This is a genomic window from Paraburkholderia sp. BL17N1, assembly GCF_003634175.1.
GTDB lineage: Bacteria > Pseudomonadota > Gammaproteobacteria > Burkholderiales > Burkholderiaceae > Paraburkholderia.
In genome coordinates, this window is record NZ_RBIW01000001.1 from 710,748 (window position 1) to 724,347 (window position 13,600).

Annotated in this window: 10 protein-coding genes; 3 read left to right on the top strand and 7 right to left on the bottom strand. The window is 63.3% G+C overall.

The annotated features are described in order from the left end of the window. Window positions 1–7 precede the first annotated feature (7 nt). The 3 genes from dnaJ to grpE form a co-directional block, all read right to left on the bottom strand. Window positions 8–1,150, bottom strand: a complete 1,143-nt coding sequence (dnaJ, locus tag B0G82_RS03080; RefSeq protein WP_106284488.1) for a molecular chaperone DnaJ — start codon at window positions 1,148–1,150, stop codon at window positions 8–10. Window positions 1,151–1,427: 277 nt separating this feature from the next. Then, window positions 1,428–3,380, bottom strand: coding sequence for a molecular chaperone DnaK (gene dnaK / locus B0G82_RS03085; protein ID WP_121306616.1), 1,953 nt, complete (start codon window positions 3,378–3,380; stop codon window positions 1,428–1,430). A gap of 483 nt (window positions 3,381–3,863) precedes the next feature. Further along, window positions 3,864–4,448: a nucleotide exchange factor GrpE gene (grpE, locus tag B0G82_RS03090; RefSeq protein ID WP_106284490.1), complete on the bottom strand. Its 585-nt coding sequence runs from the start codon at window positions 4,446–4,448 to the stop codon at window positions 3,864–3,866. A gap of 391 nt (window positions 4,449–4,839) precedes the next feature. Here grpE and B0G82_RS39970 point away from each other — a divergent pair, with 391 nt between their 5' ends. After that, window positions 4,840–5,001 carry a hypothetical protein gene (locus tag B0G82_RS39970; protein ID WP_012431795.1) on the top strand — a complete coding sequence of 54 codons (162 nt, stop codon included), beginning with the start codon at window positions 4,840–4,842 and terminating at the stop codon, window positions 4,999–5,001. Here the strand turns inward: B0G82_RS39970 and B0G82_RS03100 are convergent. The 3 genes from B0G82_RS03100 to hrcA all read right to left on the bottom strand — a co-directional run bounded on the left by B0G82_RS03100 (window position 4,973) and on the right by hrcA (window position 7,664). Beyond that, on the bottom strand, window positions 4,973–5,380 hold the full coding sequence (locus B0G82_RS03100; RefSeq protein ID WP_121306617.1) for an RNA-binding S4 domain-containing protein: 408 nt from the start codon (window positions 5,378–5,380) through the stop codon (window positions 4,973–4,975). The two genes, B0G82_RS39970 and B0G82_RS03100, sit on opposite strands and share 29 nt — an antisense overlap. Window positions 5,381–5,388: 8 nt before the next feature. Continuing rightward, on the bottom strand, window positions 5,389–6,459 hold the full coding sequence (hemH, locus tag B0G82_RS03105) for a ferrochelatase (RefSeq protein WP_121306618.1): 1,071 nt from the start codon (window positions 6,457–6,459) through the stop codon (window positions 5,389–5,391). 185 nt (window positions 6,460–6,644) lie between these two features. Continuing rightward, window positions 6,645–7,664 (bottom strand): heat-inducible transcriptional repressor HrcA, encoded by a 1,020-nt coding sequence (hrcA, locus tag B0G82_RS03110; RefSeq protein ID WP_106284494.1) that lies wholly within the window; start codon window positions 7,662–7,664, stop codon window positions 6,645–6,647. Between the two features lie 330 nt (window positions 7,665–7,994). On the opposite strand from hrcA, the gene B0G82_RS03115 reads away from it, so the two are divergent. Beyond that, a complete protein-coding gene (locus B0G82_RS03115; protein ID WP_106284495.1) occupies window positions 7,995–8,897 on the top strand; it encodes an NAD kinase in 903 nt (300 codons plus the stop codon). A gap of 71 nt (window positions 8,898–8,968) precedes the next feature. Next, a complete protein-coding gene (gene recN / locus B0G82_RS03120) occupies window positions 8,969–10,639 on the top strand; it encodes a DNA repair protein RecN (protein WP_121306619.1) in 1,671 nt (556 codons plus the stop codon). Window positions 10,640–10,775: 136 nt separating this feature from the next. Here recN and glnE read toward each other — a convergent pair whose 3' ends face one another. After that, complete coding sequence (glnE, locus tag B0G82_RS03125) at window positions 10,776–13,568, bottom strand: bifunctional [glutamate--ammonia ligase]-adenylyl-L-tyrosine phosphorylase/[glutamate--ammonia-ligase] adenylyltransferase (protein ID WP_116142843.1); 2,793 nt, start codon at window positions 13,566–13,568, stop codon at window positions 10,776–10,778. Between the last annotated feature and the right edge of the window lie 32 nt (window positions 13,569–13,600).

The following is a 13,600-nucleotide window of genomic DNA, read 5'->3' on the forward strand; positions in this document are numbered from 1 at the left end:
ACCGCCATTAATCGAAGAAGCTCTTCACCCGGTCGAACCAGCTCTTGCTTTGCGGGCTATGCCGCGAGCCGCCCTCGACCAGCGCCTTTTCGAACTGCTTGAGCAGATCGCGTTGCGGCTCGGTGAGTTTGACCGGCGTTTCGACTTGCACGTGCACGTACAGATCGCCGGCAATGCTCGAACGCAGCCCCTTGATGCCCTTGCCACGCAGACGGAACGTCTTGCCCGACTGCGTGCCTTCCGGCACGGTAAAGCTGGCGCGGCCCGCGAGCGTCGGCACTTCGATTTCGCCGCCGAGCGCCGCAGTGGTGAACGGAATCGGCATCTGGCAATGCAGATCGTCGCCGTCGCGCTCGAACACCGAGTGCTGCTTGATGTGAATCTCGACGTACAGATCGCCCGACGGACCGCCGTTGATACCCGGCTCGCCGTTGCCGGCGGAACGGATCCGCATGCCGTCGTCGATACCTGCCGGGATCTTCACTTCCAGCGTCTTGGTTTCCTTCACCTTGCCCGCGCCGTGGCAGTGCGCGCACGGGTCAGGAATGTAGGTGCCGGTGCCGTGACACTTCGGGCAGGTTTGCTGAATGCTGAAAAAGCCTTGCGACATCCGCACCGAACCCGAACCGCTGCAGGTCGGGCAGGTTTCCGGCTTGGTGCCGGGTTTGGCGCCCGAACCATGGCAGATTTCGCACGAGACCCAGCTTGGCACGCGAATCTGCGTGTCGTAACCGTGTGCGGCCTGCTCCAGCGTGATTTCCATGCTGTAGCGCAAGTCGGCGCCGCGATACACCTGCGGACCGGCGCGGCCGCCGCCGCCGCGTGCGGCGCCACCGGCCGCCTGGCCGAAGATGTCGCCGAAAATATCGCCGAATGCGTCGGCAAAACCGCCGAAGCCTTGCGCCCCGGCACCGCCCATGTTCGGATCGACGCCCGCGTGGCCGTACTGATCGTACGCGGCACGCTTTTGCGAGTCCGAGAGCATTTCATAGGCTTCCTTCACCTCTTTGAAATGCCCTTCCGCATCCTTGTTGCCCGGATTGCGGTCGGGGTGGTGCTTCATCGCCAGCTTGCGATAAGCCTTCTTGATTTCGTCGTCGCTCGCGTTCTTTGCGACGCCCAGAACCTCGTAGTAATCCCGTTTCGCCATATCGGTTCAACGCCACTCGCGCAATGCGCACGGTGGCTCCTCTTGAATGCTGGAGTCTCACGACTCGTCCGGCCGCTGTTTCACGCCGCCTGAATGCGGCTCAAAACAACGCCCTCCATAAAACAAATGTGCCCGGAGAGCCTAAAAGGCTCGCCAGGCGAGATAACCGCTCTTGCACGTTTGCTGTCCCGCCGTTTGACAATGCAGGCGCAGTCTCGGTGCAGCCGGGCCGCACACAAGGCTGTGTGCGGCTTTACGGTCGAAAGACGACCTGGCTTTAGTCTTTCTTGACTTCCTTGAACTCGGCGTCGACCACGTCGTCCTGCTGCTGGCTTGCGCCACCAGCCGTTGCACCCGCGCCTGCCGCGCCCGCTGCAGCCGCTTCCGCGCCTTGCGCAGCCTGCATGTCTGCGTACATCTTCTCGCCCATCTTCTGCGAGGCGGTGGCAACCACTTCGATCTTGGCTTCGATCGCGGCCTTGTCGCTCGAACCGCTCTTCAGCGTTTCTTCGAGGTCCTTCAGCGCGGCTTCGATCTTTTCCTTCTCGGCAGCTTCCAGCTTGTCGCCGTATTCGGTGAGCGCCTTCTTCGTGCTGTGGACCAGCGCGTCGCCCTGGTTGCGGGCATCGGCCAGTTCACGCAGTTTGTGATCTTCTTCAGCGTTCGCTTCGGCGTCCTTCACCATCTTCTCGATTTCGGCTTCGGACAGACCCGAGTTCGCCTTGATCGTGATACGGTTTTCCTTGCCGGTCGCCTTGTCTTTCGCGCCGACGTGCAGAATGCCGTTCGCGTCGATGTCGAAGCTCACTTCGATCTGCGGCGTGCCGCGCGGTGCCGGCGGAATGCCTTCCAGATTGAACTCGCCCAGCAGCTTGTTGCCGGCCGCCATTTCGCGTTCGCCCTGGAACACCTTGATCGTCACGGCGCCCTGATTGTCGTCAGCCGTCGAGTAGATCTGTGCGTGCTTGGTCGGGATCGTGGTGTTCTTGTTGATCATCTTCGTCATCACGCCGCCGAGCGTTTCGATGCCGAGCGACAGCGGGGTCACGTCGAGCAGCAGAACGTCTTTACGGTCGCCCGACAGAACCTGACCTTGAATCGCGGCGCCCACGGCCACGGCTTCGTCCGGGTTCACGTCACGGCGCGGATCCTTGCCGAAGAACTCCTTGACCTTTTCCTGCACCTTCGGCATGCGGGTCATACCGCCAACCAGAATCACGTCGTCGATTTCGCCGACCTTCACGCCCGCGTCCTTGATCGCCACGCGGCACGGCTCGATCGTGCGTTCGATCAGTTCTTCAACCAGCGCTTCCAGCTTGGCGCGCGTGATTTTCAGGTTCAAGTGCTTCGGACCCGACGCGTCGGCCGTGATGTACGGCAGGTTGATTTCGGTTTGCTGGCTCGACGACAGTTCGATCTTCGCCTTTTCAGCCGATTCCTTCAGGCGTTGCAGCGCGAGCACGTCTTTCGACAGATCGACGCCTTGTTCCTTCTTGAACTCGGCAATGATGTAATCGATGATGCGCTGGTCGAAGTCTTCGCCGCCCAGGAACGTATCGCCGTTCGTGGAGAGCACTTCGAACTGCATTTCACCGTCGACGTCAGCGATTTCAATGATCGACACGTCGAACGTACCGCCGCCCAGGTCATACACCGCGATCTTGCGGTCGCCCTTTTCGGCCTTGTCCAGACCGAATGCCAGAGCGGCTGCGGTCGGTTCGTTGATGATGCGCTTCACTTCCAGACCGGCGATGCGGCCCGCATCTTTGGTAGCCTGACGCTGGCTGTCGTTGAAGTACGCGGGAACCGTGATCACGGCTTCGGTGACCGGCTCGCCGAGATAATCTTCAGCGGTCTTCTTCATCTTGCGCAGCGTTTCCGCCGAGATTTGCGGCGGCGCGAGCTTCTGATCGCGCACTTCGATCCATGCGTCGCCGTTATCGGCTTTCATGATCTTGTACGGCATCAGCGCGATGTCTTTCTGAACTTCTTTTTCTTCGAAGCGGCGGCCGATCAGGCGCTTGACCGCGTACAGCGTGTTCTTCGGGTTCGTGACCGACTGACGCTTCGCAGGCGCGCCGACGAGAATCTCGCCGTCTTCCATGTAAGCGATGATCGACGGCGTGGTGCGCGCGCCTTCCGAGTTCTCGATCACCTTGACCGAATTGCCTTCCATGATCGCCACACACGAGTTGGTCGTGCCGAGGTCGATGCCGATGATTTTGCCCATGTTTTCCAATCTCCTAACTTTGATCGCTGCGGGAATCGCCTTGTTTGCCTGCTGGCGGTAAGGCGATCCGCTCTCAATTCATACCTGCACTCAACATAAGTGCGTCCGCATCGTTTTCAAGACCTCTTTTACGATGCGGTCTTTAATTTTTTTCAATCGGGCGAACTTTTGCCCGAATTTGTTCCATCGGCCTGAGCGACGCTCGTGGCGTCGGCCGTTTTGCCCGCCCGAATCTTCTCTGGCGTGGCCGCGAAACGCGACTGCGAATTCCTTAAGCCTTGACTTGAGGCCTCACCAACTGGGCCGCTTGCCGCGGTAGAAGAACCGCGTGGGCAAGCACTGCACGATGAAGCGCCGGCCCGGTCCGGGATGTCCGTCAACGTTGCTGTGGTTCCCCTAGAGGCCGAGCGCGGCAGCATCGACGGGAAGGTCAGCCATGGCGGCCACCCGCCGGACGAGACAACTTGCCTCGCCTTCTGGCGCTTACTTCGGTGCGGCGACGGTCACGAGCGCCGGACGCAGTACGCGATCGGCAATCACGAAGCCCTTCTGCAGCACGGCCACCACGGTGTTCGGCTCCTGCTCGGCCGGCACCATGGAAATGGCCTGATGACGGTGCGGGTCGAACTTCTCGCCAACCGGATTCAGGGCGACGACGCGGCCCTTCTCGAGCGCGCCGGTGAGCTGACGCAGCGTGAGTTCGACGCCTTCGCGCACCTTCTGCAGATCGTCGGACGAGTGGGCGACCGCTGCCTCGAGACTGTCGATCACCGGCAGCAGATGCTCAGCGAAACTCTCGATAGCAAACTTGTGCGCCTTGGCGACGTCTTCCTGAGCGCGGCGGCGGACGTTTTCGGTCTCAGCCTTGGCCCGCAGAAAACTCTCCTGCAACTCGGCGATCTTCGCTTCAGCTTCGGCCAGGGCCGTCTGCTCTGCGTTGACCGGCGAATCGGTCGCGGCGTTGGCCGCCGCTTCCTGCTGGGGTGCTGCGGCCTCGGCGGCCTGGCGCGCGGTTTCGTCGGCGGGCGTGGGATTCTGGCTCGTCGGGTTCTCTTGCGTGTTTTCCATGTCGCTGAAAGTCGTTAAATGGGTGAAAGCGAGGTAAAAGCCAGCGGTGGCAGGCAACACATCCAACCTGGCGTGGTTTGTGCGTTGCAAAATCGCGACAGACAACTTCGCGAGTCACCGCAAATCAAAACGGCAGATGAGGCCGGGAACAGCCATTTCAAGCGGTTCTCCCTGATCTTTTCGCACCAGGGATGGGTGGTGGAAATGCCCGGTTACAACCATTTTTGCTGCGCAATCAGATTGAGATTGAGTGCAATCGGCAAGTGGCCTATGCTCCATTAAAGCATCGGAAAAGACGCGTTAACCCTAATCTGACGTCAACCTTTCCGATTTATTGCAATTCCCACCTGATTCGCCCGTCTTTATCCTGAACCTTCCTGAGGGGAGTACCGTGAAACTGACCTTTGCAATCTCGGTGGTCGCATTGGTTCTGATTGCGGGCACCACGACCATCTGCATGTCCGGGGCCGTCAACGACCACACTACCGAATACGGCGGCGTGCACGCGACCATGGAACAGCTGTTCAACCCCCACCTGAAAGTTTGTCGATAGTGCGCCTGTCGCGTTTGGTCGGCCGGCCGTGCAAGGCGGCCGCCGGTTCGCGATACGTCTTGCGCCGCTCCTGTTCGACCTGCCGCTTCACCCTGCTCTCTTCGGTTTCCGCATAAAGCGTTTGCGCGACGCTCGCCGGGCCGCGCACGTCGCACACGCCCAGCACCTCCACCTGCCACACAATCCGCTCGATCTCAATTTCGACCAGGTCGCCGACCCGCACGTCTTTAGCCGGCTTGACGCTGGCGCCGCCAATCCGCACATGCCCTTTTTCGACGGCGTCCGCCGCGAGCGAGCGCGTCTTGAAGAAGCGCGCCGCCCAGAGCCATTTGTCGATGCGCAACTTCGCGCCCGGGTCAGTTGCAATCCTGTAGTTCATGAGCCGGGTCAAGCTCCTGTCGTATGTGGCACCGGCAACGCCTGAACTGGCCAGCCCTGCAGGTTCTGCGCAACGATTTCGCCCAGTGCGGCGATCCACGCCTGCGAGGCATTGAGGCAGGGAATCCGATGAAAATCCTTGCCGCCCGCATGGAGGAATTCGTCGCGCACTTCCATGCCGATTTCCTCAATGGTTTCAAGGCAATCGGCCGTGAAGCCTGGACAGAACACGTCGGCGCGCCGCACGCCCGCCGCACCCAGTTCCTTCAACGTGGGCGCCGTGTACGGCTGCAACCATTCGGCCTTGCCGAAACGCGACTGGAACGTGATCCGGCATTCCACCTGCGTCAGTTCGAGCGCCTGCATCAGCAGCGCGCCGGTTTGCTGACATTGCTCGTGGTAAGGGTCGCCGAGATCCAGCGTGCGCTTGGGCACCCCGTGGAAACTCAGCACCAGCTTGTCGCCCGCGGCGAAATCCGGCCGGCCGTGCTGATGCCAGTAGTGATGCACCTGGGCGGCAAGCGCCGCAATGTAGGCCGGATGATCGGCGTACTGGCGCACCGTGCGGATTTCCGGCTGATTGCGCATGCGCTTGAGCGCCGAAAAGGCGTCGTCGAACGCGGTGGCGGTGGTCGAGGACGAGTACTGCGGATACATGGGCATCAACAGTACGCGCTCGGCGCCCGCCAGCTTGAGCTGGTTCAGCATGGCCGGGATACCCGGTGTGCCATAGCGCATCGCGTAGTCGACCAGCACTGTGTAGTCATTCAGTTGCAACAGATGGCGCAGGCCTTCCACCTGCTTTTCTGTATGAACGCGCAGCGGCGAGCCCTCCGGCATCCACACCGCAGCGTACTTCTTGGCCGAGGCGACGCCCCGAATCGGCAAAATCAGCAACCGCAAAATGATCTGCCAGAGCAGCGCCGGAATTTCGACTACGCGCGGATCGGACAGAAACTGCGCGAGATAGCGGCGTACCGCGCGCGGCGTCGGCGCGTCGGGCGTGCCGAGATTGATCAGCAGCACGGCGACACGGTGTGAACTGGCGTTCTGTGAGGGCCGCTCGAGGTCGAAGCGCATAGGCAGCAAGGCACCGGTGTTGGCGGAGAGTCGGTTGAGGTGGGATTCATTATAGCGGCGCGGTTCATGCACTGGTCCGCCGCACACCCCTGGCCATTCGGCCAATTGGCAAGCCGCGCGCCGTCACGCATTATTTGCAGCAGGAGCAGCAGCCAGCCGCGGCTGCGGCCAGGAGTCGAAGCCGTTTACTGCTGGCTGAGGGTCAGCGAGAGCAGGCGCGCGGTGATATCCACGATCGGGATCACGCGGTTGTAGGCCATGCGGGTCGGCCCGATCACGCCGAGCGTGCCGACGATCTTGCCGTTCACCTCGTACGGCGCGGTGACTACGCTCATTTCCTCGATCGGTACGAGATTCGACTCGCCGCCGATGAAAATCTGCACGCCCGCCGCGTGACTCGACACGTCGAGCAACTGAAGGAGACTGGTTTTTTGATCGAACACATCGAACAGCTTGCGCAAGCGCGCCATGTCCGACGAAAGGTCGGCCACTTCGAGCAGATTGCGCTCGCCGGAAATCAGCACGGTTTCGCCCGTGTCCGATTCGTCCGTGCTGGCCGTGACGGCGGCGTGCATGAGCGTGGTCATGTCGCCGCGCAGTTCGTCGATTTCTTCGCGCAGACGGCGCCGCACGTCGTCGAACGAAAGGCCCGCGAAGTGCGCGTTGATGTAGTTCGAGGCTTCGACCAGTTGCGAGGGCGAGAAGTCGCGCTGAGTTGCCATGATGCGGTTCTGCACGTCGCCTTCGGGCGTCACGATGATCAGCAGAATGCGCTTGTCCGACAAACGCATGAACTCGATCTGCTTGAACACGTGGCTGCGCCGCGGCGTGAGCACCACCCCGGCGAACTGCGACAGGTTGGACAGCACGCTGGCCGCCGCCGCAACGATTTTCTGCGGCTCGCCTGCCTGCAGCGTAGTCTTGACCGTACGCGTCACGGCTTCTTCGTCCGCGGCGGACTCCACGGTGAGCATGGTGTCCACGAACAGGCGGTAACCACGCGGTGTGGGAATGCGGCCCGCGGAAGTATGCGGACTGATCACGAGCCCCAGGTCCTCGAGGTCGGACATCACGTTGCGGATCGTTGCGGGACTCAGTTCGAGGCCCGAATAGCGCGACAACGTGCGCGAGCCGACCGGCTGACCTTCGGCGATGTAGCGCTCGATCAGCGTTTTGAGGAGGGTTTGTGCGCGAGGATCTAGCATGAGGGAAAATTTTAGCTCAATGGCACGACTACCGCGAGCGCTAGGGGCGCCCATCCCTGACGAACGCGCCGCCGTTTGCCAAAGCGGCGCTCTGCCTTCGGTCCGGCCTGCGAGCCGGCGTTCCGCCCGGCGCTTTGCCGACCGCCTTGCGAGCCACCTTCTGGGCGGCCCGGCTGCCGGCACCCCGCCGCACTTTAACCGGCGCACATGTCATCAAGGCTTCACCATTCTAACGACAATCGCGAGATGTGCTGACAGCCCGCGCGCGCCGGCCCGCTACCGGGTCTGTCTGCGGTTCTTTTCAGGCCCTACCTATGGTGTAATGCCGGCATGCAAGTGACCAGCCAGTTCAAGACCGTCGCGCTCGTCGGGCGCAACAACACGCCGGGCATCGCCGAGCCGTTGACCGCGCTCGCCTCGTGCATCGCGAAGCGCGGCTTCGAGATCGTATTCGAAGCCGACACCGCCGCCGAGATCGGCGTGACCGACTATCCGGCGCTGCGTCCCGCCGAGATCGGCGCGCGCGCCGACGTTGCGGTCGTGCTGGGCGGCGACGGCACCATGCTCGGCATCGGCCGCCAGCTGGCGCCATACCGCACGCCGTTGATCGGCATCAACCACGGGCGGCTCGGCTTCATCACCGACATCCCGATCTCCGACATGCGCGAGATCGTGCCGCAAATGCTCTCGGGCAATTTCGAGCGCGAGGAACGCGTGCTGCTCGAAGCGCGCATCATGCGCGGCGGCAATCCGATCTATCACGCGCTCGCCTTCAACGACGTGGTGGTCAACCGCAGCGGCTTCTCGGGCATGGCGGAGCTGCATGTCTCGGTGGACGGCCGCTTCATGTACAACCAGCGCTCGGACGGTCTGATCGTGGCCACGCCCACCGGTTCGACCGCTTATGCGCTGTCGTCGCAAGGGCCGATTCTGCATCCGCAATTGCAAGGTATCGTGCTGGTGCCGATCGCGCCGCATGCGCTGTCGAACCGGCCGATCGTGCTGCCGGACGACTCGAAGGTGAGCATCCAGATTGTTTCCGGGCGCGAAGTGAACGTGAATTTCGACATGCAGTCGTTCACCTCGCTCGAGCTGGGCGACACGATCGAGGTGCGCCGCTCGCGTCATACGGTGCCCATGCTGCATCCGGTCGGCTACAGCTTCTTTACCACGCTGCGCAAGAAGCTGCACTGGAACGAATACCCGTCGCACGAAGAAGATCCCAAGCCCTGAGCGGCAAGAAATCCGGAACGCGAACGCCGCCGCGGCCGAAACCCGAACATCAAGCTCACCAGACGACCTCCATGCTTCGCCACCTCTCGATACGCGACTTCGTCATCGTCGCCGCGCTCGATCTCGAATTCGACAGCGGCTTCACTGTTTTCTCCGGCGAAACCGGCGCCGGCAAGTCGATCCTGATCGACGCGCTGGCGCTCGCGCTCGGCGCGCGCGCCGATGCGAACGTCGTGCGCACCGGCGAAAGCCGCGCCGACATCACCGCGGAGTTCGAGACTCATGCGCAGCTCGAGCAATGGCTCGACGAGCAGGCGCTCGGCACGACCGGCGACGACGGCCATCATGGCGGCACGGTCATGCTGCGGCGCGTGGTGGATGCCAACGGCCGCTCGCGGGCCTTTATCAACGGCACCGCGGCGACGCTCGCGCAGTTGCGTGAGGTCGGCGAAATGCTGGTGGATATTCATGGCCAGCACGCGCACCAATTACTGATGCGTCCCGACGCACAACGCGAACTGTTCGACACCCATGCGGGCCTGTCGGACACCGCGGCAAGCGTCACACGGGCATGGCGCGCGTGGCGCGAAAAGATTCAGGCGGTCGAGCACGCGCAAACGCGCGACCGTGAACTGCAACTCGAACGCGAGCGTCTCGCCTGGCAACTCACTGAACTGGACAAGCTCGCGCCGCAACCGGGCGAGTGGGAAGACGTCAACGCCGAGCACCGGCGGCTGTCGCATTCGGCCAATCTGATCGACGGCGTGCAAGGCGCGCTTGGCGCGCTGTCCGAATCGGACGAGGCGATGATTACGCATCTTGCCTCGATCGTCTCGAAGGTGCGCGATCTGGCGGAGATCGACCCGGCCTTGAACGACGTGCTGGCCGCGCTGGAACCCGCCGAAATCCAGTTGCAGGAAGCGGCTTATTCGCTGAGCCACTACGCGCAAAAGCTCGAACTCGATCCGGAGCGGCTGGCGCAAGTCGAAAAGCGTCTCGACGCGTTGCACTCGGCAGCGCGCAAGTTTCGTCTGCAGCCGGAAACGTTGCCTGAGGAACACGAGGCGCGTCGCGCGCAACTGGCCGCGCTCGACGCGGCCGCCGACCTCGACAGCCTGCACGCCGCCGAAGCCAAGGCCAAGGAAGCCTTCCTGACCGAAGCGAAGAAACTCTCGAAGGCGCGCGCCAAGGCCGGCAAGGCGCTGGGCGCGGCGGTCACAACCGGCATGCAGGAACTGTCGATGAAAGGCGGCAGCTTCGAAGTCGCATTGGTGCCGCTGCCCGAAGGCGGCGCGCATGGGCTCGAACAGGTCGAATTCCGCGTCGCCGGTCATGCCGGCGTGCCGCTGCGACCGCTCGCGAAAGTCGCCTCAGGCGGGGAACTGGCGCGGATCAGCCTCGCGCTCGCGGTCATTGCCAGCGCCGCCAGCCCGACACCCACGCTGATCTTCGACGAAGTGGACACGGGCATCGGCGGGGGCGTCGCCGAAGTGGTCGGACGGCTTCTGCATCAGCTCGGCCAGCAGCGCCAGGTGTTGTGTGTGACGCACTTGCCGCAAGTGGCCGCGCGCGGCGACCACCACTTCCAGGTGGCGAAAGCGGGCAACGGCAAGGGCGGCACGGTCAGCAGCGTGACCTCGCTCGACAAGGCAAGCCGCGTCGAAGAAGTCGCGCGCATGCTCGGCGGTTTGGAGATCACGCCGACCACGCGCAAGCATGCGAAGGAAATGCTGGCGGCTTAGCTGTTCGTTGGCGGGTGGATGTCTCGCCACCCTTCATGCCGTTTCGGAGAGCGAACGCCACGAGTTCGCTCTCACCGCATCCGAAGCATCGAGCTGCACAATCCGCTCGCGCAAACTGCGAACGTCGAATCAACCGTCACCCAAACACGCGTTTCCACAAGCCCAGCACCGCTTCGCGCTCCTTAGCCACCAGCGCCGGCTCGACCCGCGCCTTTTCCATCCCATCCAGCCGCAGCTGGTGCTGCAACTTGCGGTAAGTGCGATACGCCGCGCCGACCGTCTCCGCTTCCGCCTCGCTCATCAGGCCGAAGCGCGACACTTCCCGCAGCAACGCAATGTTGCCGGTATTGCGGATCAGTTCGGGATCGCTCGCCGCGTGCAACAACACCCAGTACTGCACGGTGAATTCGATATCCACCATCCCGCCGCTATCGTGCTTCAGGTCGAACAGCGCCGTGTGGTTCAGATGCCCGGCTTCGACGCGCGCGCGCATCTCGACGATCTCCTTCATGAGCGGCGCCGCTTCGCGCGGCGTGGTCAGCACCTGCTCGCGGATCGCCTCGAACTTGGCGCCGATCTCGGCGTCGCCCGCGCAGTAACGCGCGCGGCTCAACGCCTGGTGCTCCCAGACCCACGCCGTATTGGCCGCGTCGCCCTCGCGCAACTGGTAACGGCGGAATGCGTCCAGATCCGTGACGAGCAGACCTGACTCGCCGTTCGGCCGCAAACGCAAGTCGACGTCGAACAATGTGCCGGCGCCGGTCGCGGTTGTCAGCCAGGTGATCAGGCGACGGGTGTAGGTCGAATAGACGTCGGCTGCGGCATCGTCGGGGTCGTCGTAGAGGAAGATAAGGTCGAGGTCGGACGCGTAACCCAGTTCCTTGCCGCCCAGCTTGCCGTACGCAATCACCGCGAAACGCGGCACGTCGCGGTGGCGTTTCGGCAACTGGTTCCAGACGGCCTGGAGCGTGACGTCGAGCACGGCGTCGGCGAGTTCGGACAGCCGGTCGCTTACGTGCTCGACACTCAGCTTGCCGGCCAGATCGATTAACAGAATGCGAAACACCTCGGCCTGGTGGGCATGACGTAGCAGATCCATCTGCTGCTCGACGCCGTCGGCCGCGGCCAGACGCAGGCGCAGCGTGCGCTTGAACTCGGGCCAGTCGAACGGACTATTGATCGCTTCGTCGTCCAGCAATTCGTCCAGCAATTGCGGATGGCGGATCAGATAGCCCGCCGCCCAACGCGAAGCGCCGAGCACTGACAGCACACGATGCAGCGCTTGCGGATATTCAGTCAGCAGGGCGAGATACGCGCCGCGCCGGCTCACCGCTTCCAGCAAATCGAAGAAGCGCGCCACCGTATCGGCGCGGCGCTCCGCAGGCTCCAACGTGCGAGCGGCTTCGAGCGCCCGTTGCGCGACGATGTCGAAACGTTGCCGGCTGCGCTCGGCAAGCCCCGCGTAACGCGACGACTGCCAGATCGCGCGCAGCCGCGCGAGCAGTTCGCCCGGCTCGGCCACGCCAAGTTCGACGAGGCGCGCCCGCAGAGCTTCGTCGGCGCTGTCGTCGGCGAGCGCGCTGCTCCAGACCCATGCGGCGGCGCCGTCTTCGGGCGCGCCACAGCCATCGCGGCCGTTCACTTTGTCGGCGAAAATCTGGTCGAACTGCTGTTCGACGAATTCGCGATGGGCGTCCAGCTTCGTCATTAGTGAGGCGTAGTCGTCGCAGCCCATCGCGTGGGCGAGCGCCGAACGTTCCTCCGGATCGACCGGCATCGCATGGGTCTGCGCGTCGTTGCGGTATTGCAGCCGGTGCTCGAGTTCGCGCAGGAAACGATACGCCTGCGAGAGCTTCACGCAGACCGACGTATCGAGCAGCCCATGCGTGGCCGCGTGACGCAGCACCGCCAGTGTCGGCCGCACGCGGAAGCCGGCGTCCTGGCCGCCACGGATCAACTGGAACACCTGCGCGCTGAATTCGATTTCGCGGATGCCGCCCCGCCCGAGCTTGATGTCGTCGGCCTTGTCGGGCCGCATCGACGCGCGCCGCTGCGCCTCCTGGCGAATCTGCAGATGCAGCGCGCGAATCGCGCTGATCACGCCGAAGTCGAGATAGCGGCGGTAGACGAACGGCGTGACGATCGCGTCGAGCTGCTTCTGCAGCCGTTGCGCCGCATCGCTCGCGCCTTCGGACACGAGGCGCCCTTTGATCCACGCGTAGCGCTCCCACTCTCGGCCTTGCACGTAGAAATACTCTTCGAGCATGCCGAGACTGCACACGAGCGGCCCGGAGTCGCCGTTCGGCCGCAGCCGCATATCGACCCGAAACACGTAGCCGTCGCCGGTTATTTCGGCGAGGGCGCCGATCAGGCGCTTGCCGAGGCGTGTGAAAAAGTCCTGCGTGGCGATCGGCGAACGCTGGCCGCCCGCGGTCTCGCCGTCCTCTTCATAAATGAAGATCAGGTCGATATCGGACGAGACGTTCAGTTCGCGCCCGCCGAGCTTGCCCATGCCCACCACGCCGAGCGAGAGCCGTTCGCCTTGCGGCCCGCGCGGCTCGCCGTATAGCGTTTCAAGTTCCGCCGACAGGACGGCGAGCGCGCGCTGGATCGTCGTCTCCGCGAGGTCGGTCATCGCGCCGGTCACTTCCGCAACATCCGCCTCGCCCGCCAGATCACGCTCCATCACGGCGCAAAAGACCTCGGTGCGCAATTGGCGCAAGGCCCGTTTGAGTGCATCTTCGCTTAGCGGCGCGTCGGTTGCGCCCGCCGCCTCGGCGCACAAAGCGTCGAAACGGGCATCGATACGCTCGCGCGTCAGCGGCTCGGACGCAAGCGCCGCGACCCGCGCCACGAGTTGCGGACGGGCAGCCGCAGCGCGCGCCGCGTAGTGTGAATAGTTGGAACTCAGGAGAGTGGCGTCAGTCATCAAAGGTCTGGCTCGCTCGTTGCTTGATCAGC